The sequence below is a fragment of the Flagellimonas maritima genome (assembly GCF_003269425.1).
GTDB classification, from domain to species: Bacteria; Bacteroidota; Bacteroidia; order Flavobacteriales; family Flavobacteriaceae; genus Flagellimonas; species Flagellimonas maritima.
On sequence record NZ_CP030104.1, the window covers coordinates 2,473,478 to 2,498,372 of the forward strand.

General features: G+C 38.1%; 18 protein-coding genes and 1 riboswitch. Of the genes, 14 read left to right on the forward strand and 4 right to left on the reverse strand.

Features of this window, described 5'->3' with window-relative positions; genetic code table 11:
• Nucleotides 1-87: 87 nt before the first annotated feature.
• The 3 genes from HME9304_RS10930 to HME9304_RS10940 all read left to right on the forward strand — a co-directional run bounded on the left by HME9304_RS10930 (nucleotide 88) and on the right by HME9304_RS10940 (nucleotide 5,692).
• On the forward strand, nucleotides 88-2,583 hold the full coding sequence (locus tag HME9304_RS10930) for a DUF5686 family protein (protein WP_112378632.1): 2,496 nt from the start codon (nucleotides 88-90) through the stop codon (nucleotides 2,581-2,583).
• Nucleotides 2,584-2,655: 72 nt separating this feature from the next.
• The gene (locus HME9304_RS10935) at nucleotides 2,656-3,183 is read left to right on the forward strand and encodes an inorganic diphosphatase (protein WP_112378633.1); all 528 of its coding nucleotides are present in this window, start codon (nucleotides 2,656-2,658) and stop codon (nucleotides 3,181-3,183) included.
• A 115-nt stretch (nucleotides 3,184-3,298) separates the two neighbouring features.
• A complete protein-coding gene (locus HME9304_RS10940) occupies nucleotides 3,299-5,692 on the forward strand; it encodes a sodium-translocating pyrophosphatase (RefSeq protein WP_112378634.1) in 2,394 nt (797 codons plus the stop codon).
• Between the two features lie 71 nt (nucleotides 5,693-5,763).
• Here the strand turns inward: HME9304_RS10940 and HME9304_RS10945 are convergent, their stop codons facing one another.
• A complete protein-coding gene (locus HME9304_RS10945) occupies nucleotides 5,764-6,414 on the reverse strand; it encodes a hypothetical protein (protein WP_123877456.1) in 651 nt (216 codons plus the stop codon).
• A gap of 23 nt (nucleotides 6,415-6,437) precedes the next feature.
• Nucleotides 6,438-7,142 (reverse strand): energy transducer TonB, encoded by a 705-nt coding sequence (locus HME9304_RS10950; RefSeq protein WP_112378636.1) that lies wholly within the window; start codon nucleotides 7,140-7,142, stop codon nucleotides 6,438-6,440.
• A gap of 65 nt (nucleotides 7,143-7,207) precedes the next feature.
• Here HME9304_RS10950 and HME9304_RS16985 point away from each other — a divergent pair, with 65 nt between their 5' ends.
• On the forward strand, nucleotides 7,208-7,360 hold the full coding sequence (locus tag HME9304_RS16985; protein WP_164674835.1) for a hypothetical protein: 153 nt from the start codon (nucleotides 7,208-7,210) through the stop codon (nucleotides 7,358-7,360).
• Here the strand turns inward: HME9304_RS16985 and HME9304_RS10955 are convergent.
• Nucleotides 7,357-7,971: a deoxynucleoside kinase gene (locus HME9304_RS10955; RefSeq protein ID WP_112378637.1), complete on the reverse strand. Its 615-nt coding sequence runs from the start codon at nucleotides 7,969-7,971 to the stop codon at nucleotides 7,357-7,359. The genes HME9304_RS16985 and HME9304_RS10955 overlap by 4 nt on opposite strands.
• Before the next feature lie 257 nt (nucleotides 7,972-8,228).
• Here HME9304_RS10955 and metK point away from each other — a divergent pair, with 257 nt between their 5' ends.
• The 3 genes from metK to HME9304_RS10970 all read left to right on the forward strand — a co-directional run bounded on the left by metK (nucleotide 8,229) and on the right by HME9304_RS10970 (nucleotide 12,333).
• Nucleotides 8,229-9,482 (forward strand): methionine adenosyltransferase, encoded by a 1,254-nt coding sequence (gene metK / locus HME9304_RS10960; RefSeq protein ID WP_112378638.1) that lies wholly within the window; start codon nucleotides 8,229-8,231, stop codon nucleotides 9,480-9,482.
• A gap of 188 nt (nucleotides 9,483-9,670) precedes the next feature.
• Entirely contained in the window at nucleotides 9,671-11,662 is a 1,992-nt protein-coding gene (locus HME9304_RS10965) for a CocE/NonD family hydrolase (protein WP_112378639.1), read from the forward strand.
• 14 nt (nucleotides 11,663-11,676) lie between these two features.
• Entirely contained in the window at nucleotides 11,677-12,333 is a 657-nt protein-coding gene (locus tag HME9304_RS10970) for a class I SAM-dependent methyltransferase (RefSeq protein ID WP_112378640.1), read from the forward strand.
• Nucleotides 12,334-12,435: 102 nt separating this feature from the next.
• On the opposite strand, the gene HME9304_RS10975 is transcribed toward HME9304_RS10970, so the two are convergent.
• Complete coding sequence (locus tag HME9304_RS10975) at nucleotides 12,436-14,574, reverse strand: hybrid sensor histidine kinase/response regulator transcription factor (RefSeq protein WP_112378641.1); 2,139 nt, start codon at nucleotides 14,572-14,574, stop codon at nucleotides 12,436-12,438.
• Between the two features lie 243 nt (nucleotides 14,575-14,817).
• Here HME9304_RS10975 and HME9304_RS10980 point away from each other — a divergent pair, with 243 nt between their 5' ends.
• The 7 genes from HME9304_RS10980 to HME9304_RS11010 all read left to right on the forward strand — a co-directional run bounded on the left by HME9304_RS10980 (nucleotide 14,818) and on the right by HME9304_RS11010 (nucleotide 24,865).
• Complete coding sequence (locus HME9304_RS10980) at nucleotides 14,818-16,629, forward strand: BspA family leucine-rich repeat surface protein (RefSeq protein ID WP_112378642.1); 1,812 nt, start codon at nucleotides 14,818-14,820, stop codon at nucleotides 16,627-16,629.
• Nucleotides 16,630-16,980: 351 nt separating this feature from the next.
• A riboswitch (SAM riboswitch) is annotated at nucleotides 16,981-17,126 on the forward strand.
• Between the two features lie 137 nt (nucleotides 17,127-17,263).
• Nucleotides 17,264-18,556 (forward strand): O-acetylhomoserine aminocarboxypropyltransferase/cysteine synthase family protein, encoded by a 1,293-nt coding sequence (locus HME9304_RS10985; protein ID WP_112378643.1) that lies wholly within the window; start codon nucleotides 17,264-17,266, stop codon nucleotides 18,554-18,556.
• 108 nt (nucleotides 18,557-18,664) lie between these two features.
• The gene (gene thrA, locus HME9304_RS10990) at nucleotides 18,665-22,051 is read left to right on the forward strand and encodes a bifunctional aspartate kinase/homoserine dehydrogenase I (protein ID WP_112378644.1); all 3,387 of its coding nucleotides are present in this window, start codon (nucleotides 18,665-18,667) and stop codon (nucleotides 22,049-22,051) included.
• Between the two features lie 96 nt (nucleotides 22,052-22,147).
• On the forward strand, nucleotides 22,148-23,320 hold the full coding sequence (locus HME9304_RS10995; protein WP_112378645.1) for a trans-sulfuration enzyme family protein: 1,173 nt from the start codon (nucleotides 22,148-22,150) through the stop codon (nucleotides 23,318-23,320).
• 61 nt (nucleotides 23,321-23,381) lie between these two features.
• Nucleotides 23,382-23,792, forward strand: a complete 411-nt coding sequence (locus tag HME9304_RS11000) for an RrF2 family transcriptional regulator (RefSeq protein ID WP_112378646.1) — start codon at nucleotides 23,382-23,384, stop codon at nucleotides 23,790-23,792.
• A 179-nt stretch (nucleotides 23,793-23,971) separates the two neighbouring features.
• Entirely contained in the window at nucleotides 23,972-24,235 is a 264-nt protein-coding gene (locus HME9304_RS11005) for a DUF2061 domain-containing protein (protein WP_112378647.1), read from the forward strand.
• A 6-nt stretch (nucleotides 24,236-24,241) separates the two neighbouring features.
• Nucleotides 24,242-24,865, forward strand: coding sequence for a phosphoadenosine phosphosulfate reductase domain-containing protein (locus tag HME9304_RS11010; protein WP_112378648.1), 624 nt, complete (start codon nucleotides 24,242-24,244; stop codon nucleotides 24,863-24,865).
• The last annotated feature ends 30 nt before the right edge of the window (nucleotides 24,866-24,895 follow it).

Genomic DNA, 24,895 nt, shown 5'->3' on the forward strand with positions numbered 1-24,895 from the left:
ACAGTATTTGATAAAAAAATTACTTTAAAACAAATCCAATTTTTTAAACTCTTTTAGGGGTTCTTGGCATGTTCCAGATATTAAAGTATGAATAGATTCCTCCAAATCATTTTCTTCTTATCCTTTTTTTCAGTTTTCTCCCAAACCAAGGTCGGGGGTATTGTACAAGATGAGTCTGGTGAGCCAATAGCTTTTGCCAATATTATTTTCAAAAATTCATCAGAAGGAACGATTACCAATGACAATGGTCGCTTTTACATAGAATCAGATGAAGTCTATGACACTGTTTTGGTTTCTTTTATAGGCTATGAGACATTGGAAATTGAATTGGGGCAAAAGGTTACCTACAACATGGAAATTATTTTGCAAGAAGCCGCGGAGCAATTAGCGGAGGTTGTTGTCTATACAGGTAAACAGTCTAAAAAAGACAATCCTGCCATCGAGATCTTAAAAAAAATCTGGGCCAAGAAACGACAAAATGGTGTTCGCCAATTTGAGCAATACCAATACGATAAATATGAAAAATTGGAGTTTGACCTGAATACTATTGATAGTGCATTGATCAAAAGTAAACTATTCAAGGGATTGGAATTTATGTTTCAAGATTTGGATACCTCCAGAATTACGGGAAAGACCTACTTGCCCATGTTTTTGAACGAGAGCTTCTCCAAAGTTTATGGCGATAATTTATTGAAAGAAGAAAAAGAGGATGTCCTAGGGAACAAGAATGCAGGTTTCGGTGGAAATCAATCCATAACCGCTTTTGTAGAGGATTTATACTCCGACTACGATATTTATAATAACTACTTAAAATTTTTTGATAAAAGTTTTACAAGCCCACTTTCAAAAACTGGAGTGGATACCTATAATTACGTTTTGTCAGACAGTACTTTTATAGACAACAAGTGGTGTTACAATATAATCTACTATCCAAGACGAAAAAACGAGTTGACTTTTAAAGGGGATTTTTGGGTAAGCGATACAACTTATGCCATAAAAAAAATTAATCTTCAAGTAACAAAGAGCGCAAACATAAATTGGGTAAAGGAGATTTATATAGAACAGGATTTTGATGTTGTTAACGACTCTGTATTTCTGCTAAAAAGGGATTATATGTTAAGTGATTTCAGCTTTTCAAAAAAAGAAGAATCACGAGGGGTATATGGGAAGAGAACAACGGTCTATGATAATTACCAATTTGATAAAAAACGTCCGGAAGATTTCTATAAAGCCAAGTCCGATCCCTACGATCCAAGAATCTTTAAAAGAGATAGCACATTTTGGAAAAATGCCCGCTTAGAGCAATTGAATGAGGATGAATCTGGAATATTCAAAATGCTCGATACGTTAAAGACCGTACCAAAATTTAGAACTTATTATGACATTGTCAGTATTTTAGGTTCGGGATATATCGAAATCGACAAATGGAATATAGATATTGGTAATATTTACAGTGTTTTTGGATTTAATGATGCTGAGGGTACACGTGTAAGACTTGGGGCAAGGACCTATTTTGGACAGAACGATACATGGCGGTTGGAAGGTTATATGGCATACGGATTCAAGGACCAAAAGGCAAAGCATGGACTTTCGGCCAAATTTTTATTGGACAGAAAAACACGACTTATATTATCTGGCGGTAACCGAAGGGATATAGAGCAATTGGGAATAAGCTTGACAAGTACCAACGATGTACTGGGAAGAAGTATCGCTTCCTCTGCTTTGGTTACGGTTGGCGCAAACGACCGTCTTACTAACATCAATCTATCGACCCTCAACTTTGAGATGGAACCAGCTAAAAATTTTAGGGTGAGATTGGGAGGTTCGTTCCGGACATTGAGTTCTGCATTGCCCGATGCTTTTAGTCTTGATTATTTAGATTCAGAAGCTCCAAACGGTATTTCTTCTGAAGTCAGGCAATTTGATATCAACACTACACTAATATACACTCCAGGAAGAAGAACCATTGGATATGGTGTAGAAAGGGATGAAATCAATGATGATTACAGTACGCTTCTACTAAATTATACGAAAGGAACAAGAGGATTTTTAGAAAGTGACTTTGATTATGAGCGCCTACAATTTTCCTACAGGCAGCCATGGCAAATAGGAGGCTTGGGCAGATTGACCAGTAGTGTGGAATTGGGAAAAACATTTGGGGAGGTGCCTTTGAGCTTATTAAGTGTAGTACCGGGAAACCAGACGCTATTTTCTTTGTACAATACATTTCCTAATCTGGATTTCTACGAGTTTGTTACGGATACTTACGCTACGGTACATCTGGAACATAATTTTAACGGTCGGCTGTTTTCGAGGATACCTTTTTTGCGAAAGTTAAATCTTAGAGAGATTATTGGACTTAGAGGTGCTTGGGGACAACTATCCGATGAAAATATTGCTTTGAACTCACCTACTAATATTCCTTTGATAGCACCTGACGACCAAATTTATTGGGAATATTCCTTTGGAATAGGCAATATCTTTAAAATATTTAGGCTGGATTTCAACTTTAGGGGAAACTATCTTGATAATCCAAATGCCCGTCCATTCGGCATAACGGGTACCTTTGGATTTAATTTTTAATTAATGGTTAAGAATCAATTTCTTCATCCCAATCCCTTTCTACTCATTACTTTTGCAAAATAAAAAAAAGAAATGTCCAAAAAAGAAGAAGTTACTTTTGATGTACTTATAGAAATTCCAAAAGGAAGTAGAAATAAATATGAGTATGATTTTACCTTGAACAAAATCCGATTTGACAGAACGCTTTTTTCCTCAATGATGTATCCTGGCGATTATGGTTTCGTTCCTGAAACCTTGGCTTTGGACAAAGACCCGTTAGATGTTCTGGTTATGGGAACCGAACCCACTTATCCCATGGTGGTGATGGAAGTTAAGCCCGTAGGCGTTTTTCACATGACCGATGAAAAAGGCCCGGACGAAAAAATCATTTGTGTCCCTGTTTCCGACCCTATATGGAGCAAAAGAAATGATATTAGTGACCTAAATCCACATAGATTAAAGGAAATAGAACATTTCTTTCAGGTATATAAGGATTTAGAAGAAAAGAAGGTCGATACAGGTGGATGGGGAGATGTCAACGAAGCTATAGAAATATACCACCAATGTGTTAAAAGGTATGAAGAAAGCGAACATAAAAAGAAGCGAACTTTTACAATTTAAGAATGAATCTGTATTAGAAAAATGCGCTTTCTACATATAAAAGCGCATTTTTTTTATTAGTCGGTATTTTACTACTTTTGCTGCCACTAAAAAATATATAAATAACTGAACAACTATGGAATTAATAGTACAACTTTTGCCTGCATTTGGAGTGTTGGCCCTCTTATACGTTTTCATTAAAAGTGGATGGGTATCCAAACAAGAAGTAGGTGATGCCAAAATGGCGAGAATTGCCAAAAATATTGCTGATGGGGCAATGTCTTTCCTAAAGGCAGAATATAAAATCTTGAGCATTTTTGTTATTGCGGTTGCTATTCTTTTATTTTTTAAAGGGACTAACGAAGAAGGCTCAAACGGAATGGTAGCGGTATCTTTCATTGTTGGTGCAATTTGCTCTGCTTTAGCTGGTTTTATTGGGATGAAGGTTGCTACGAAAGCGAATGTAAGAACAACCCAAGCGGCAAAAACTTCTTTGGGCAAGGCCTTGGAAGTTGCCTTTGCAGGTGGTGCGGTTATGGGATTGGGTGTAGTAGGTCTAGGTGTTTTGGGGCTCAGTGGTTTGTTTGTAGTGTACCAATCTATCTGGCCAGGTGCAGAAAATTTGGGCTTGGTATTGAACATCCTTTCCGGTTTTTCTTTGGGAGCATCGTCTATTGCCCTTTTTGCACGCGTAGGTGGAGGTATTTATACCAAAGCAGCAGATGTAGGCGCGGATTTGGTAGGTAAGGTAGAAGCTGGTATTCCAGAAGACCATCCTTTGAACCCGGCTACTATTGCAGATAACGTTGGTGACAATGTTGGTGATGTTGCAGGTATGGGAGCTGATTTGTTTGAATCTTATGTAGGTTCCATTATCGGTACTATGGTGTTGGGAGCATTTATTATCACTCCCGATTTTGCAGGCTTAGGCGCTGTTTATCTGCCATTGGTTTTAGCTGCGGTTGGTATTATAATGTCCATCATCGGTACTTTCTTTGTAAAGGTCAAAGATGGTGGAAACCCTCAAACTGCATTAAATATTGGAGAGTTCGGTTCTGCAGGTCTAATGGTCATTGCTTCTTACTTTATAATCAATGCTTTGATTCCAGAAAGCGTTGAAGGTTTGCCATACGGAGCTATGGGAATCTTCTGGGCAACCTTGGCCGGTCTTGTTGCCGGTTTAGGTGTAGGTAAGATTACAGAATACTATACAGGAACGGGTAAAAAACCCGTAAACTCAATTGTAGAACAATCAGAAACCGGTGCTGCAACAAATATTATTGCAGGTCTGGGTGTTGGAATGATGTCTACAATGATTCCTATTTTATTGATTGCTGCCGCTATTCTGGTTTCGCATCATTTTGCAGGTCTTTACGGAATTGCCATCGCTGCAGTAGGTATGTTGGCAAACACGGGTATTCAGTTAGCTGTTGACGCATACGGACCTATTTCTGATAATGCAGGTGGTATTGCCGAGATGGCAGAATTAGATCCTGAGGTACGTGAACGTACCGATAAATTGGATGCTGTTGGTAATACGACTGCTGCAATTGGAAAAGGTTTTGCAATTGCTTCTGCTGCATTGACGGCATTGGCATTGTTTGCGGCGTTTATGAAAGTTGCCAACGTAACCTCTATTGATGTATCACAACCTAAAATCATGGCCGGTCTCCTAGTAGGGGGTATGCTTCCTTTTGTATTCTCTGCTTTGTCTATGAACGCTGTAGGTCGTGCTGCAATGGCAATGATTGAAGAAGTTCGTCGTCAGTTTAGAGATATTCCTCAATTAAAAGCAGCTTTGGAAGTTATGCGTTCCGTAGATTCGGATATGTCCAGGGCAACGCCAGAGCAGCGTGCCATTTTTGATGCAGCCGATGGGTATGCTGAATATGACAAATGTGTGGATATTTCTACAAAGGCCTCTATTAAAGAAATGGTATTGCCCGGTCTGTTGGCGATAGCAGTACCTGTCGCCGTAGGGTTTATTGGGGGTGCCGAAATGCTGGGAGGATTACTTGCAGGTGTTACCACATGTGGGGTTTTAATGGCAATCTTTCAATCAAATGCAGGTGGCGCTTGGGATAACGCTAAAAAAACCATTGAAAGTGATGGCCGTAAGGGAACCGATGCGCACAAAGCTGCCGTGGTAGGTGATACCGTTGGTGATCCTTTCAAGGATACTTCGGGACCATCTCTAAATATTCTATTGAAGCTGATGTCAGTTGTTGCTTTGGTAATCGCTCCAAGTTTGGTAAGTCTTTCTCCCGCTGATGGGGTCGGAATCATGAAAGAAGATGGTACCAGAATTTCCATAACCGAAGATGGTATGAAGGAAACCAGACAGGTTGAAAAAAAATTTCTTGTTGAAATGAGCAATACTGCTGACGGAGCTTACAAAGCCGTAGTGACTTCTACATCCAATATTGCAGGAGAAGAAATTGAAGAAGAAGTAAAAGAATTTACGGCAGCTACCAAAGAAGAAGTTCAAGCATTGGTAGATGCATATAAAGAAGAAACTAGGGAAGAATAGTTACGATCTTTATAAGAATAGAAAATGCCGCATTAATGCGGCATTTTTCTTTTGTATAACTAACTATAGTTTCAATTATTATACGGATCCATGATGCCGGATGCTGTATGGCCTTCCTCTTTATGAAGCTGACTTTTATTAAAACTTCCAAAAAATTCATTGGAATAAATAGTTGAATCCACATTTAAAATCGAATCAGGAACATCATTAATTTGTAGCTTGAACCTGAATTTAGCCGGTATCTTTCCTTGTAAACATGGAGCTTTTAAATCCCAATATTGGTTTGGCATGATTATAACGTTATGATAGCTGTTTCCGCACCAACTGCTGGGCAAATATTCTATATCTTGCCATTCATTTTTATAAAAAACTTGACGTTTTAGATAAATTCTACTGTCTTGGGCAGAAAGTTCAACTTTAGAATTTGACCTATTTACAATAAACACCTTAAATCCTAGGATATCTTTAGAGTATTCAACAATTGAATCAACTTTCACAATAATTTGAAACGATTCATCCTTAGAAAGTGAAATAATCTTTGAATCGATATTTTTTGGGCTGTTCTTAGCTTTATAAAAACCACCCAATGCAGTTGAATCAATTTGACTCGTTCCTACATAAAAGTATCCCCTAAGCTTAAACTTTACATCCAAACATTCCTGTCCGTACATTGCGGAGCAAAATATTAAGCTCGTGATATAAATCAATATTGGCTTTCCCATAATTTTAGTTTTTTATATTGGATTTACTGTAGCTTAAATGTAATCGGTATGGCAAAAGGAACCTTTACAGGAGTGCCCCGCTGTTTGCCAGGAATCATTTTGGGTAGTTTCGAAATTATTCTGGCCGCTTCGGTTTCCAGTATTTTATGAGGCCCTCGCATTTTTACCTCGTCTATGCTTCCATCTTTTTGAATGGTAAACACTAAATTTACTCTGCCCTGTAATCCCATTTCTTGAGCTGGTTCCGGATAACGAAAGTTTTTTCGAATGTGTTTTTGCATTTTTTCCTGAAAACAAGCCCGCTTATCTTTGGCACCTTCACAACCAGGAAAAATAGGGACATCTTCGATTACTGTGAAAGGCACTTCATCAGGTACATCATTATCCTCAAAATCAACTTCATCTACAGTCAATATCTCTGTATCTTGGTTTGTTTCGTCAGCTTCGATTACGGTCTCGATTACATCATCGTCATCATCGGCAATTTCAATAGTAGGGGGTGTCTGTATTTTAGGTGGTGGAGGGGGCGGTAATTTTTGAAAAGTTATAGGAACTTCTTCGGTAAGTTCATCTTGTAGATTCAGTTTGGCGGTGTCCCATTCGGTTACTGCGTATGTTTTCCATTCCAATGCCAAATAAATCATTAGAAGTACCGCTGCCAGTCCCACGGAAAAATATAGGATACTATTCTTTTCTATTTTGTAGTCTTCGTTCTTTTTTGCTTCCATCACATTTGTTTTATAGTTACAGGATGAAAATAACTGCGAATAACTTGTTTAAAAAGCAGAAATGAGTGAAAGAGGCTTTTGATTTAGGGAAAGGTCAAACTGGAGTTGTTTGGTTAGGAGTTGGGAGTTGGGAGTTGGGAGTTGGGAGTTGGGAGTTGGGAGTTAGGAATTGGGAGTCTTCTTATCTCAAAAAGCGAAGCGCTCTAAAGTTTATTTAAAACAAACCATGGATTTCAGCATCGATTTTATTGATTACTGAACCTAAATCTTCGGGATTGTCCACAAAGTTTAGATTGTCTACATCGAGAATTATGAGTTTGCCTTTTTCATAAGTGTTTACCCAAGCCTCATAGCGCTCATTGAGTCGGCTTAAATAATCTATAGAAATACTGTTTTCATAATCCCGTCCACGTTTATGGATTTGATTCACCAAATTAGGAATTGAACTGCGCAAATAAATCAATAAATCCGGTGGCTGGACCAAAGACTCCATCAAATTAAAAAGACTGGAATAATTTTCAAAATCACGGTTGGTCATAAGGCCCATGGCATGAAGATTGGGTGCAAAAATATGAGCATCCTCATAAATGGTCCTATCTTGAATCACTTTCCTGTCACCTTCACGAATCTTTAGAATCTGACGGTACCTACTGTTCAAAAAATAAATTTGGAGGTTAAAGCTCCAACGCTCCATTTGCGTGTAAAAATCATCTAGATAGGGATTATCTACGACATCTTCAAAATGGGCGTCCCATTTATAATGTTTTGAAAGTAAATTGGTTAGTGTTGTCTTTCCTGCTCCAATATTTCCTGCAACTGCAATATGCATTATTTTATAGCTATTTGTTAAAATGGTCGGAACTTGCAATATACAAAGTATATGGAGTTAGAAGAAAAAAATAGGTTGAAATGAAAGTAAAAGTTCTTTACCGATAAAGTTTTGAAATTTGAACCAATAATGTAATTTTGCCATCAAACATGAGGAAGGATTTGACTGATTGCAACCTCGGAAAAAAAATGCTAAAAAGTAGTGTAAGCTTCTTTGGGCCTTTCTATCAAATCTTCCAATAATAATAATAATTGAGAATGGCATATTTATTTACTTCCGAATCTGTTAGTGAAGGACACCCAGATAAAGTTTCAGATCAAATCAGCGATGCACTTTTAGATCATTTTCTAGCCTTTGACCCTGAAAGTAAAGTAGCCTGTGAAACTTTAGTGACTACAGGACAGGTAGTTTTGGCAGGTGAGGTCAAGAGCCATACATATTTGGATGTACAAAATATAGCTCGCACTGTAATCAACAATATTGGCTATACTAAAGGTGAATATCAGTTTAGTGGTGATTCTTGTGGAGTAATTTCATTGATTCATGAACAATCACAAGATATTAACCAGGGCGTTGACCGTTCCACTAAAGAGGAGCAGGGAGCAGGTGATCAAGGCATGATGTTCGGATATGCTACTAAAGAAACCAAAAACTATATGCCGTTAGCATTGGATATTTCTCATAAGATTCTTCAGGTTTTGGCAGATTTGCGTAGGGAAGGAAGTCAAATTCCATACCTCCGTCCAGATGCGAAGGCACAGGTGACCATTGAATATTCAGACAACAATGTGCCACAACGTATCGATACCATTGTGGTTTCTACACAGCACGATGATTTTGACTTGGATGATATTATGTTGGCGAAAATCAAAAAAGATATCATTTCAATACTGATCCCAAAAGTAATTTCACAATTTCCAGAACATGTGCAGCAGTTGTTCAATGATCAAATAGAATACCATATCAACCCTACGGGCAAGTTTGTTATTGGTGGGCCACATGGGGATACGGGCTTGACAGGCCGAAAGATTATTGTAGATACTTACGGTGGAAAAGGAGCACATGGTGGAGGTGCTTTTAGTGGAAAGGATCCTAGCAAAGTGGATAGAAGTGCAGCATATGCTGCACGCCACGCTGCCAAAAATTTGGTGGCCGCAGGAGTAGCAGATGAGATTTTGGTGCAAGTGAGCTATGCTATCGGGGTAGTGGAACCGACATCAATATTTGTGGATACATACGGCACTTCCAATCTCGATTTATCAGACGGGAAAATTGCCGAAAAAGTTGCAGAACTTTTCGATATGCGGCCCTTCGCCATAGAAGAGCGATTAAAACTGAGAAACCCCATCTATCTAGAAACCGCTGCTTATGGGCACATGGGTAAAGAGCCACGTATCATAAATAAAGTTTTTGAATCACCTTATAACGGTAGAATTGAAAAAGAAGTAGAACTCTTTACTTGGGAAAAATTGGATAAGGTCGAAGAAGTAAAATCCGTTTTCTCTTTATGATCAATATGTATTTTTAGTTAAGGAACATCAATTGGAATATAACCTTCTCAAGGAACCTACTTTTAGGTTCCTTTTTTTGTTTTTAGAAATATGGTTTGTATACAGAATTAGCATATTTCAACTTTCTTTTTATTAGTAATACTGTTGGAACTTTAGTAGCTTTAGCAAGGTGAAATTAAACTAGTGCCATGTTAAAATTCTTCAAATTTCTTAAAAGATTTCAGTTGCAGTGCAATAGATCAGAATTTAAATTTAGCGTTTTATTTATAGTGATAGTACTATTTCTGAGCTCATGCGGAAAAGAGAAAAGGGCGGGCATTACAGATGTCGAAAAAATATCAAAAGACTATGTAAAGGAAAATTATTCCAAAAAAGAAGTTGATATTGAAATGCGGGATGGTATAACATTGCACACTACAATTTATTCGCCAAAAGATACTTCCAAAAACTATCCTATCATCATGCAACGGACGCCCTACAGTTCGGCGCCATATGGCAAAAGAGAGTTCAGAAATAATATTTCACCCAATATCCACATGATGAAAGATGGATACATAGTCGTTTACCAAGATGTAAGGGGAAGATGGTTGAGCGAAGGTCACTATGAAAACATGAGGGCTTACATTTCCAATAAATCTTCAGATAAGGATATTGATGAAAGTTCAGACACTTACGATACTATTGAATGGTTAGTGAACAATGTGGACAACAACAACGGAAAAGTAGGTATTTGGGGTATTTCATATCCTGGATTTTATGCTACCTATGCTACTGTAGATGCACATCCAGCATTAAAAGCAGCCTCACCGCAGGCAAGTATTGGGGATTTCTTTTTTGATGATTTTCATCATAACGGAGCATATCTGTTGAGCTACTTTAGGGTCACTTCATTATTTGGGACACCACGTCCCGATGGTGACAAACCTATCGATAAAGTATGGTACAACTTACCGGATTTACAGACGGAAGACCAATATCAGTTTTTTTTGGAAAGAGGCCCTTTAAAAAACCTTGACTCCTTTTTCGAATATGAAACCGTTGATAATCCTAGAATGGCAATGGATGGTAAAACAGATGATTTTTTCTGGAATGAACTAAAAGAACACCCAAATTACGATGAACTTTGGCAAAGTAGAGGATTGATACAACATTTAAAAAATGTAAAATCCCATGTGGCGACAATGATAGTTGGTGGCTGGTTCGATGCTGAAGACTTATACGGTCCTTTGGAAACCTATAAAAACATTGAAAAATACAATCCAAAAAACTATAATACCATGGTTTTTGGTCCTTGGGATCATGGAAGATGGTCCAAAAGGGATGGGCGAACGGTTGTTGGCAATTATTATTTTGGTGATAACATATCAGAATTCTATCAAGAGAATATTGAAACTAAATTCTTTGAACATTTTCTAAAAGGGGATGGGGATAAAAATTCTGGTTTGCCCGAAGCCTATGTTTTTGATTCTGGAAGAAAAGAATGGAAGCAATACGATACATGGCCACCAAATGGTGTACAGAAAGAAGAAATGTTCCTATCCGAAAATCAAGAGTTGACCAATGGACCAAAAGAGATTCATGGAATACAATTTATAAGTGACATTAAAAAGCCCGTGCCCTATTCGGAAGATGTAAAATCCGTAATAACCCCACGTAAATATATGACCGATGATCAGCGTTTCGCAGCTCGGCGTTCCGATGTTTTAATTTTTGAAACCGAAATAATGGAAGAGGACTTTACGCTGGCAGGGGATATTTTGGCAAAATTGAAAGTTGCAACTACGGGTACAGCAGCAGACTGGATCGTTAAGGTAATCGACGTGCATCCAGCAAAGGTCGAGACCAATGAGGAGATGCAAGACCATTTAAAGATGGACAATTACCATTTAATGGTACGTAGTGAAGTCATGCGCGGCCGTTTTCGAAATAGTTTCATAAATCCAGAACCTTTTGTTCCGAACCAAAAAACCGAGGTCAATATAAAATTGCAAGATGTTTTCCATACCATTAAGAAAGGGCATAAGTTACAGGTTCAAGTACAGAGCTCATGGTTTCCTTTGATAGACTTAAATCCGCAGACCTACGTGGAGAATATCTTTAAAGCGGATGAAGAGGACTTTAAAACCCAGACGCATACGGTATTTACAGATTCCAGCATAGAGTTTTCAGTGTTAAAATAAGCGATGTCCATTTCATGAAAATCTCAAAAAAGGCCTGGCCTACGATAAAGGTAATGGAACAGGTTTATGAGAAAAAACTTTGGGGGGAAGATGGCTCGCTTTACTATTCTGGACAGGGTTCGCATCATCCCGATTTTGTGGCACCTTACCTAAAAGCGGTCACATCATTCTTAAAATCGTTTGAGCAACCCATATCCGTTTGCGATTTAGGTTGTGGAGATTTCAATATAGGAAAGTCATTGGTCAAACACACTAAAAAATATATTGCTGTTGATGTTGTCCCAGATTTGATAACCTATAACAAAAAACAATTTAGAGATTATAATTTGGAATTCAGTTGCTTGGATATTGCTAAGGACAAACTTCCATCAGGCGATTGCGCAATTTTGCGCCAGGTACTGCAGCATTTGTCCAATACGGAGATTTCGAATATAGTGGATAAGCTGTATGGTTTTCAATATCTTTTGCTCACGGAACATGTACCTGTTGGAAGCTTCATTCCCAACAAAGAACTGGTTTCGGGCCAAGGAATTCGCTTAAAAAAACAAAGTGGGGTAGTATTAACGGCAGCTCCATTTCATTTAAAATTGAAAGAAGAAAAAAAGTTGTTATCCCTAGATGTGTTGGATTACGGAGGTGTCATTGAGACCGTACTGTATAAACTATTTTAATTGGTAAAACCTATTTTCACGAAAACAAATTCTACACTGTAGGTAAAAGTGCTTGAAAATATTTAAAAGAAAAAAAATGAGAATCTAATTTTCTACTGAAAATTATGTTGGATTGTTGGCGAATTTCTTTATTGGATTATAGCCAAATCTTTTGTTGAAAATTTTAGAGAAGTAGGAAGTGTGTTTAAAGCCAACTTCCAGCGCAAGTTGTTTTAGTAAGATATCAGGAGTGCTGTTAAGAATTCTTTGCGCTCTTTGCAGTCTAATTTCAGTGATAAATTCTTTTGGGGTGAGCCCTGTTTTACTTTTGATTTGTCTGTACAGGGAACTTTTTGAAATATGAAACTTTTCACATAGCAAATCTTGGTTCAATTCCTGATAATTGACATCAGAATTCAAATAGGATTCAATCTTTACATGCAAATCGTTGGGATTATTGATATTTGTGGGTAAACCACTTTTAGAATTATACGCCAATTTTTCGGAATAGTTCTGCAATAGGTTGTTGATTCGTATTAAAAGTTCTTGCTTATCAAAAGGTTTGGTGATGTAATCTTTCACACCCAGTTTCAAAATTTCCAATTTGGTTTCCATTTCCGTTTTGGCGGTTATCATAATTACAGGAATATCAATTTGTAATTCATCGAGCCTTTTTGAAAATTCCAGACCGTTCATTTTTGGCATCATATAATCGGTAATTATAAAATTCACCGTATTGTTTTTCAGTTTTTCAATGGCTTCTTGGCCATTGGAGGCTTCAATACATTCATAATTTATAAGAATGGTTTTTAGATAGTTTCTCATGTCGACATTGTCGTCTACAATCAAAAAAACAATATTACTCTGTATCGTATCCACATTTAATTTACCCAGACTTTTCGTTTTAGGTACGAATGTCTTGGCAACAAGATTGGCCTGTTCCTCTGCCATAGGTAGGCAGATAGTAAACTTGCTTCCTTCATTTTCTATACTGCTCACCGCAATCGTTCCTCCGTGTAGGTTGATGATTTCTTTTGAGAAGGAAAGTCCAATACCGCTTCCTCCAGCTTGATTAATATCGTTATTGATTTGATAAAAACGATTAAAAATATGGGGCATGTATTTTTGTGCTATTCCTATCCCTGTATCGGAAATGGTAATGTTAACATTTGATTTTTTTCTAAATACCCTTATTGCCACTTCACCATGTTCGGTATATTTAAGTGAATTGTTCAAAATATTGTTAATTGCACGTTCTATAAAGATAGGGTCAATAGTTGCAAAATAATCTTTATTGGGGCTATCCAATATAAGTGAAATGTTCTTTTGGGCAAAAATTCCTTCAAAGCTTAAGTAAATTTTTCTTAGTAAATCGGAAACATTTGAGAGCTTGGTGTTGAGCATAAAGGATGAGGAATCCATTTTGGCCAAATCCATAACAGTGTTTACGATCAATGTAATGGCATTTATCTGTTTGGTGGCATTGTTATGGATAGTCCTTAATTCCTCTTTAGATGTTTTACCGTCCATCAGGTTGTCTATTTCTCCTTTAATTAACGTTAACGGAGTTCTTATTTCGTGGGAAATATTGGTAAAAAACTGTGATTTGAATTTATCCAGCTCTTCCAGTTCCTTTGTTTTGCGCTGTAAGGCTGCTTCGTTTTTTCGGTTTAGGCTCTTAAAATAGTTTACCATCAAAAAAACGCCAAAGTATAGAAAGATCATTACAAAATTCCCAAATTCTTTTTTTACGTACCCCTCCTTTACAAACGTATTGATACCATCAAACGGAGCGGACATCATAAAGAATGCTGTAATTACAAATGTGGCGATGATTTTTTTGTTGTCAAAAAAGATTAATGATACCCCAGGGACCAGCATAAAGTAATACTCGATGTTCAAATTTGGATGTGTTTCGTTGGCATATATAAATCTTGCAAACAAAAAAGTTATGCATATGATGCTGCTTACAAAAACGATTCTGGCCGCTAGGAATTTTCCTTTATACTGCAGGAGTTGTATCGTAATGACCACAAAGAGCATAATAAACAGGTCGGAAAGGATTAGATGGAGCGGCTTTACATCAAAATTATCGTTTAGCAGTTCAATTAAGGTCCGCAAGTGCCAAATCCAGCAAAAGATGTTCAATAACCGTATGCGTTTGACTTCCGTGACAGGAGTGTCCTCATCTATTCCTATAGATATCAATTTTTGAAAAAAAGCATGCACGTCGGCACTTAATTCTTTAATCGTAAAGGACATAAAAATCGTCAGTTGAAGTTATCTAAAAGTAAAATTTAATAGCGAAACTACTTTTGAAATTGACCTGTAATTTTTCAGGTGAACGTTTTATGCTGTTTTTTGACTTGTTTGTGCTATCAAAATAATGTAATGCGATAAATGGTTGATTCGTGCCTTTCATTGACAAAATTGTGGAGTTCCCATGGGTTAGTTTTAATACAAAAGAAAATTACACCTTAACAGAACATACAGAAAATCACCAAAATGAAAATAGCCAACACCTTTATAACTACAATTTTTGCCTTTATTATACTCTTGTTTTCCTGTAGCGACGACCCAGAGAGTTCGAATGATGATTTACTGGTAGAAATAGAGTTTGCGGACCTTAACGAGAACGTTGACGAGAATATAGCCGAAGGTACCGTAATAGCCACTTTTACTGTTACGGTAGCAAATTCCAATAGTACACCAACCTTAACAATTGTTGAACAGACACCAGCAGGTGCAATACGTTTGGACGGTAACACGGTTGTTGTTGCAGATGCCAGTGCATTCGATTACGAGACCAATACCCAGATAAGTGGACAGGTAAGGGCCACGCTCAACGGGGTCAGTGAAACTGCAAATTTCACCTTTAGCATCAATGACTTGAACGAAGTGGAAATCACTTTGGCGGATATCACCGAACAGGTGAACGAAAACATTTCTGCGGGCACTGAAATTGTTTCACTCGGTGCCACGGTAATAAATTCCGATAGCGACCCCACATATACCATAGTGAGCCAAACTCCTGCCGGTGCCGTAAGTTTAAACGGGAATGTTTTAGAGGTTGCGGATGCCAATGCATTCGATTATGAGACCAATACCCAGATAACCGGACAGATTGGTGTAACGGCTGATGGCGTTAGCATAACGGTAGACTTTACCATTGCTGTTATTGATATTGATGAAACGATTACCGGTGACGATGCGGATGCATTCATAACAACGTGGAGAACTACATCGTCCAATGAAAGTATTACAATCAACACAAATGCTGATTTTAGCAACTACAATTATAGAGTGGACTGGGGCGATGGTACTGTTTCTGAAGGAATTACGGCAACTACAACACATGAGTATGCCAATTCTGGCACATATACCGTTAAAATTACCGGTGATTTCCCTGCAATACGTAACGCAGCCAATAGTGATAACGCAGCCAAACTGCAGGCTATTGAAAATTGGGGTATTATAGAATGGGAGTCCATGAGCGGTGCGTTCAATTCTTGTACAAATCTCGTTTACAATGCATCAGATACTCCTGATTTGAGCAGGGTTGAAAATATGTTGGCCATGTTTTCTGGGGCATCTTCTTTCAATGGGGATATTGGTGATTGGGACGTGAGCAATGTAACGGATATGCGATTCGTTTTCAGGAACACCGATACCTTCAATCAAGATTTGAACGATTGGGATGTCAGTAATGTTACAACAATGCAGGGTATGTTCGTAAATGCCATTTCTTTCAACCGAAGTTTAAACGATTGGGATGTAACGAACGTAACCACAATGAACGGCATGTTTTGGGGTGCAACTTCATTTAACGGAAACATTGGGAACTGGGATTTGACCAATGGACCGGATTTAACACTAATGTTTCATGACGCTACATCTTTTAACAACGGCAGCATAAATAATTGGAACGTATCTAATATAACCCTGATGGAAAAAATGTTCTGGGGCGCCACTGCTTTCAACCAAAACTTGAACGGTTGGAACGTGGGTAATGTGACCAACATGAAGGACATGTTTTGGGAAGCTACTTCTTTTAATGGGGATATAAGCGGTTGGAATCTCGATAGTTTAATAAATATGGAGGGTATGTTTGATTCGGCTACAACATTTAATGTTGATATCAGTGTTTGGGACGTTAGTAATGTTGTTGTGATGACAAGAACGTTTTCAGGAGCATCCTCTTTTAACCAAAACCTCAGTGGCTGGGCGACGGATATGGTTACTTTTTGTACCGATTTTGCTACAGGTTCGGCCCTAACAAACGTGAATCTGCCAACTCAAGGTTGTTTTGCGCCATGATTATTAGCAAATTTTGGCCATGACATGAACTTATTTATTGTATCAATACGGTCCCATTGCATTTCAAACATAAACTACCTATAAAAATGGAGGCCATAGTAATACACATTTTCATTCCCCTGGCAGATTTATGTGAGCATATTACAAGTTCATTTAAAGTATCATATTTTATTTTGATAGTGAAGCCTGTATCAAATTATTTCGAATAATGTCATACATAAGTTATTTTGAATTACTGGTTAGATGAAATATCCCATCAAATTACTGGGAATTTGTAAAATTTTATATAATCATTAGGATTTTAGAAAAATCTGATGTTATATTTGCCCATAAGTTCAAACACATATTGAATAGTTATCAAGAAAGGTGGAGGGAATAGACCCTGTGAAGCCTTAGCAACCCTTAATTCTAATATTGAGAAGGTGCTAAATTCTACCCGTCCCAAATTTGTTTTGGGATCTTTTGATTTTTTCGAAAGTGTATGGGAAGGATAACAGTCATCGATTTATATCGATTTCATTTTCTTATAACTTTTTGATTTTACCTAACTGCATATTGGGCAGCAAGGGTTTGACTTTTTAATTTTTTTGTGTCCTGAGAGTAATCTAAGGGCTTAACTATTAAAAACAAAATCATGAGTGATCAAAAATTTTCAACAAATGCATTGCACGCAGGTCATGACGTATCTGCAAATGGAGGAACACGAGCAGTTCCAATTTATCAAAGTACGGCCTATGTTTTTAACAATTCCGACCATGCCGCAAATCTCTTTAACCTCTCTGAACCAGGGTATATTTATACTCGTTTGAACAACCCCACCACCGATGTGCTGGAACAGCGTTTGGCTACTTTGGAAGGGGGTATTGCTGCCGTGGCAACTGCGTCTGGAACGGCTGCTATTTCTACAGCTTTATTGGTTTTGCTGAGAACGGGAGACCATATTGTAGCATCTAGCAGTCTATATGGCGGAACTTATAATTTACTGGCGAATACGTTGCCCAGATTAGGGATAACAACAACCTTCGTTGATCCCGAAGAACCTTCTGGTTTTGGGAAGGCAGTACAAGAAAATACAAGGGCCATTTTTGTGGAATCTTTAGGCAATCCAAAACTGGATGTGTTGGATTTGAAAGCAATTTCATCCGAAGCAAAAAATGCTAAAATCCCTTTTATAGTAGACAATACCGTAGCAACTCCGGCACTATTAAATCCCATTGAGCACGGAGCCAATATTGTTATTCATTCACTGACAAAATATATCAACGGAAACGGAACATCATTGGGAGGAGTAATCATTGATGCTGGCACCTTTGACTATGGAAATGGAAAGTTCCCAGAATTTACCGAACCTTCGCCTGGTTATCACGGATTGGTATACCACGAGGTGTTAGGCCCCGCAGCCTTTATAGCCAAGGTCAGGATAGAAGGTCTTAGGGATTTTGGTGGAGCGGCTAGTCCTTACAATGCTTGGCAAATTATCCAAGGGTTGGAAACCTTATCCATCCGTATGAAACAACATAGTGAAAATGCACTGGCATTGGCCGAATGGTTGGAAAACAGAAACGAAGTGGCATGGGTAAATTATCCAGGGTTAAAGTCAAGTAGATACCATGCACAAGCAGAGGCCTATTTGCCAAAAGGCCAAAGCGGAATTGTCACCTTTGGTGTCAAAGGTGGATTTGAATCCGCTAAAAAGATAGCTGATGAAACCAAGATTTTCTCTTTGTTGGCAAACATAGGCGATACAAAGTCATTAATTATTCATCCCGCAAGTACAACGCACCAACAGTTGGATGATGCCGCTCAAGAATCAACGGGAGTTACAAAGGATTTGATTCGTTTGTCCGTAGGTCTAGAAGATATTGAAGATTTAAAAGCTGATTTGGAAAGTGCATTTGCAACTATAGATAAATCGGTTTTGGCGTAAACGAAGTATAATAGGTTTCCTCTCCTTCGGGAGAGGATTAAGGTGAGGGGTAATTTAGTCTCCTTATCCCGACCTTCTTTTCAGGAAGAAGGAGCTATTCAATAATAAATGCTCCAACACATCAACATACCAAATTTCACAACCCTATCGGGGAATACCCAAGACTTACAATTATCTTATCAATTGTTCGGACAGGAATTACATATTGCACCTATCGTATTGGTAAACCATGCCCTAACGGGAAATTCAAACGTAACTGGAGATGGTGGATGGTGGACCGATATTGTTGGCGATAACAAATGTATCGACACTAAAAAGTACACCATTTTAGCATTCAATGTTCCTGGAAACGGCTATGACGGTTTTGTAATCGATAATTATAAGGATTTTGTGGCGGGTGATATTGCAAACATTTTTCTCGATGGGCTAGAAGAACTAAAGGTAGAGAAACTATTTGCTATCATCGGCGGTTCTTTGGGCGGTGGTATTGCTTGGGAAATGGTAGCCTTTAATCCTAAAATCACCCAACATTTAATTCCGGTGGCTTCAGATTGGAAATCAACGGATTGGTTGATTGCCAATTGTCAGATTCAAGAGCAATTTTTGGTAAATTCCAAACAACCCGTGCACGATGCGCGTATGCACGCCATGCTATGCTATCGTACCCCTGAATCCTTCAAGGCTAGATTTAAGCGAAGCACCAATGAAGAACTGCAGGTTTTTAATGTAGAAAGCTGGCTGATGCACCACGGGGAAAAGCTCCAAGAACGTTTTCAGCTCTCTGCGTATAAGTTGATGAATCAGTTGTTAAAGACAATCGACATCACAAGAAATGGCGGGGATGCTTTTGATCTGATTCAGAAAAGCGATACCAAGATTCATATCATCGGAGTTAATTCGGATTTGTTTTTTACCGCAGAAGAAAACAAGGAAACATTTCGAAATTTGGCACAGGCAAATGCTAACGTCACTTACGGAGAAGTACAATCGCTTCACGGTCACGATGCCTTTTTGATTGAATTTCAACAATTGGAAAATCTGCTCACACCAATTTTTCAAAAAAATGGAAAAAAAGAGCGTATAAAGATTTTAAAGTTTGGCGGAAAATCCCTGGCGAACGGGGAAGGATTGCAAAATGTGTTAGAGATTATTGCTACAAGAGCCAAAGCAGGAGAAAATTTTGGGGTAGTACTGTCGGCAAGAGGTAAGGCAACGGATCAATTGGAAGCTATGCTTGATTTAGCTGCTAAAGGGAAGGATTTCAGTGAAGAACTTCAAACTTTTTCTGACTATCAGAGTGGAGCTTTATCAAAAATTGAGCTTAAAGAAGAATTGAATCACATTGCAAAACTGTTAAAAGGAGTTTCACTTACAGGAGATTATAGTCTAAAAACGAAGGATGAATTGTTGTCCTTCGGCGAATTGATTTCGGGAAAAGTAATTACCTCGATATTGTCGGAATCTGGAGTTAAAGCACAGCTTGTCGATTCCAGAAAGCTGATAAAAACAGATGATACATTTAACGATGCAGAGGTAGATGAACCTATTTCCAAAGAAAATGTTATTCGATATTTTCAAGCATTGGATGCTGATATTATACCTATAATCACTGGATTCATAGCTTCCAACAAAGAAGGTGAAACTACCACGTTGGGTAGAAATGGAAGCAATTATTCTGCAGCTTTGCTGGCAAATTTTCTGGATGCCCAAGAGCTTGTCAACTATACCCATGTAGACGGCATTTTTACAGCGAATCCCGATTTGGTACCTGAAGCTAGGTTGATACGTTCCATTTCTTATGCCGAAGCAAATGAACTTGCAAATTTTGGTGCTACCATTCTCCATGCCAAGACAATAATCCCCTTATTGGAGAAAAACATTCCGTTACGTATTCTGAACACGTTCAATAAAAATAATAAAGGTACACTCATTGGCGCCGAAACAGAAAATGGAGGCATAAAATCCTTATCGGTTCTGGAGCATGTGGCATTAATAAATCTGGAGGGAAGAGGACTTTTGGGCAAAGTTGGGGTAGATGCCAGAATCTTTACGGTTCTTGGCCTCAACAACATTAACGTAGGAATCATTTCCCAAGGTTCTTCAGAAAGAGGCATAGGTCTTGTCGTGGATTCCAAACAAGCTCAAAAAGCGAAAAGAGTATTGGATATAGAATTTAAGACCGACTATTCCAACAAAGATGTAAATCAAATTACTGTGCTGGATGATGTAGCCGTAATCTCTATCGTGGGAATGGATTTAAGTGCTTTTCACAAACCTTTCAACGCCTTGGCAAAAAATCAGGTTGTTCCTTTGCTTTTCAACAATACGGTTTCAGGGAAAAATGTGAGTTTGGTAGTCAACAGCGCTGATTTGCACAAAGCCGTTAATGTGGTCCATGGGCAGATTTTTGGAATCTCTAAAAAAGTAAACCTGGCTATTTTTGGTCATGGAAATGTTGGTGGTACATTGATAGACCAGATACTAAGTTCACAAAAAAGTATCGAAAAACGAAAAGGAATCGATTTAAGGATTTTCGCAGTATCCAACTCTAGAAAGACCTTACTTGATGTTGAAGGTGTAAATGATACTTGGCGAGACGATTTGGAGAACGCAACAGGCCTACATCGAACCAAATCCATTATTGAATTTGCCAAAAAGCACCATCTTGAAAACCTGATTGCCATAGACAATACAGCGAGCGAGTCCTTTGTATCCAATTATGAAGACCTTATAGCCAATGGGTTCGATTTGGTCTCTTCCAATAAAATTGCCAATACACTGGGGTTTGATTATTACAGGACGATACGCGGCCATCTTGAAAAAAATCAAAAACAATATTTGTACGAGACCAATGTTGGAGCGGGCCTGCCACTCATAGATACTATAAAGCTCCTGCATCTTTCAGGGGAGAACATTACCCGTATTAAAGGAGTCTTTTCTGGTTCGTTGAGCTATATCTTCAATACATTTTCGGAGAATAGAATACCATTTTCCGAGATTGTAAAAACAGCTATGGAGAAAGGGTATACCGAACCTGATCCCCGTGAAGATCTTTCAGGAAACGATGTGGGAAGAAAATTGTTGATTTTGGCCCGTGAATTGGATTTGGAAAATGAGTTTTCAGATATTCAAATAGAAAATTTGATTCCCGATACCTTACAAAATGTAGGTTTTGAAAACTTTATGGAAAGTATTGCATCAATGGACAGCGGTTTTTCAAAAATAAAAAATAACCAACAGCAAGGGCATGTACTTCGATATGTAGGAGATTTACACGGGGATTTGCAACAAGAAAAAGGTATTTTGGACGTAAAATTGATTTCAGTTCCTAAATCCAGTACGCTGGGTCAGGTAAATGGTTCAGATTCGATTATTGAAATTTATACAGAATCCTATGGTGAGCATCCTTTAGTGATTCAAGGGGCAGGAGCAGGTGCCGCCGTTACAGCAAGAGGTGTTTTTGGAGATGTTTTAAGGATTGCGGAAAAGATGTGATTTTTAAGTTTAGTAGTTAGTAGTCGGTGGTCTGACATCTAATTTGATAGAGGTCTCATCCATGATTGCAAAATATTTAAATGATGTTGACATAGTATGATAAAGAAAAATAAGAAGTTTGAAACGGAAGCCATACGTACACAATTGGAGCGTACCCAATTCTTGGAACACTCTACGCCAATGTACCTGACCTCCAGTTTTGTTTTTGAGGATGCAGAGGATATGAGGGCTTCGTTCGCCGAAGAGAAAGAACGGAATATTTATTCTCGGTACTCCAATCCAAACTCATCAGAATTTATTGAGAAGGTATGCAAAATGGAAAGAGCCGAAGCAGGTTTTGCCTTCGCTTCTGGAATGGCTGCCGTTTTTTCAACATTTGCCGCCCTTTTGGAAAGTGGTGACCACATCATATCTGCAAAGAGCATCTTTGGTTCAACGCATACATTGTTCACACAGTTTTTTCCAAAATGGAACATCAAAACAAGTTATTTTGATAGCAATGCTTTGGAAGAAATAGAAAACTTGATAACTGCCAAAACAAAGGTTATTTATGCCGAGTCACCAACCAACCCTGGGGTTGATATTTTAGACCTTGAGGTGCTGGGGAAAATTGCCGGAAAAAATGGATTAATACTCATCATTGATAATTGTTTCGCTTCGCCCTATTTGCAACAACCCATCAAGTTTGGGGCAGATTTGGTCATTCACTCTGGAACAAAGTTGATGGACGGTCAGGGGCGTGTTCTTGCTGGAATTACTGTTGGGAATACTGAACTTATTGATAAGATTTATCGTTTTTCTAGAATAACGGGCCCTGCGCTTTCACCTTTTAATGCATGGGTATTGTCCAAAAGTCTGGAGACGTTGGCACTTAGAGTTGATAGACATTGCTCAAATGCTTTACAGCTGGCCGAGTTTTTGGAAGAGCATCCAAAAGTGGCTTGGGTCAAATACCCTTTTTTAAAATCACACCCTAAATATGAAATTGCCAAAAAACAAATGAAAGCGGGCGGATGTGTAGTGGCATTTGAAGTTGATGGAGGGTTGGAAGCTGGCAAAAAATTCTTTGACTCCATAAAATTATTATCCCTTTCGGCAAATTTGGGAGATTCAAGAAGTATTGTAACCCATCCAGCATCTACTACGCATAGCAAGCTAAATGCTCAAGAAAGAGAGTCGGTTGGAATTTCAGATGGAATGGTTCGTGTTTCGGTGGGATTGGAACATATAGACGACATCATAGAGGATATAGAACAGGCATTGGGATAATCAATCAACTACTTCATAGGCTGTTGGGAAGGCAATTGTTAATTTTCGCTATATTCGTGAGATGCTCTCCAAGAAAACTAAATATGGTCTAAAGGCACTGACGTATCTGGCGTCAGTTGAAAGTACCAAACCTGTCCAAATTGCAGAAATTGCAAAGCATGAAAACATTTCACAAAAATTTCTGGAAACTATTCTGCTCACTCTTAGAAGAAACGGTTTTTTAGGCTCCAAAAAAGGAAAAGGAGGGGGATACTATTTAATAAAAGAACCAAAGGATATTCTTATGACATCCGTAATGCGCGTATTGGAAGGTCCAATTGCCATGGTGCCGTGCGTTAGTCTAAACTTTTATGAAAAGTGCGATGATTGCCCTGACGAAAACACATGCTCCGTTCATAAATTAATGCTTCAGGTTAGGGACAGTGCTTTAGATGTCTATAGAAACAACACCTTGGCAGACATCATTTCTTAACTAAAAAATCTTCGGTTTAAATCATTCTCATTTGAAAAATTCTTAGAATTTAGTATGATTCGTTTATAATCTACAAAAACTATAGGGTAATAGTAATTTTATGGCTGATTTAACGATTTACTTTAATAAATAATTCTATTTTTGATTTATCCTACTAAATCTATAGGTTAATAAATATTATGATAACCGATCAGTTAATATTGAAAAACAGCAGCAATAAAAATACGTATGCTGAAGATAAAAAATCCGAGAAACCCATTCGGAGTATAGCTAAGGCCATAAGCTGGAGAATAATCGGGACTATGGATACCCTTATAATATCCTATCTGTTGACCGGAAAGGTTTCATTGGCGGCATCCATTGCATCGATAGATTTTATTACCAAGATGATACTGTATTTTTTTCACGAACGGGTTTGGAACAAAATTAACTGGGGAAAATAGAAAGATATGGTATTCGCACAAGAACAGATAGATAAACTCAACGTTCAATTTAAGGGTATTTCAGCAGAAGAAATTATTTCTTGGGCTGTCCAGAATGCCGAACGCCCTGTAGTGACAACCAATTTCCGCCCTTATGAAGTAGCCATACTAAATGCAGTGGCCGAGGTAAGGCAAGATATTCCAGTTATCTGGTGCGATACGGGTTACAATACGCCGAACACGTATAAGCACGCCGGAGAATTGATTAAAAGGTTACGTTTAAATATTGATCTATACGTGCCAAAACAAACATCAGCATATCGTGATTCGGTAATGGGAATTCCACAAATAGATGACCCAAAGCATGAAATTTTTACAGAACAAGTAAAATTGGAACCATTTAGTAGAGCTATGAAAGTACATAAACCGGATGTTTGGTTTACCAACCTTCGAAAAGGGCAAACTACCCTGCGTGATTCCCTTGATATTCTTAGTTTGAGCAAAGATGGCGTTTTAAAAGTGAGTCCATTTTACTATTGGAGCGATACGGAATTGGATACCTATCTCACGGAAAATAATTTACCTAACGAACACAACTATTTTGATCCGACCAAAGTGTTGGAGAACAGGGAATGTGGTTTACACACTTAAGAAAGATTTTAGAAGCTGGATAAAGAAAAA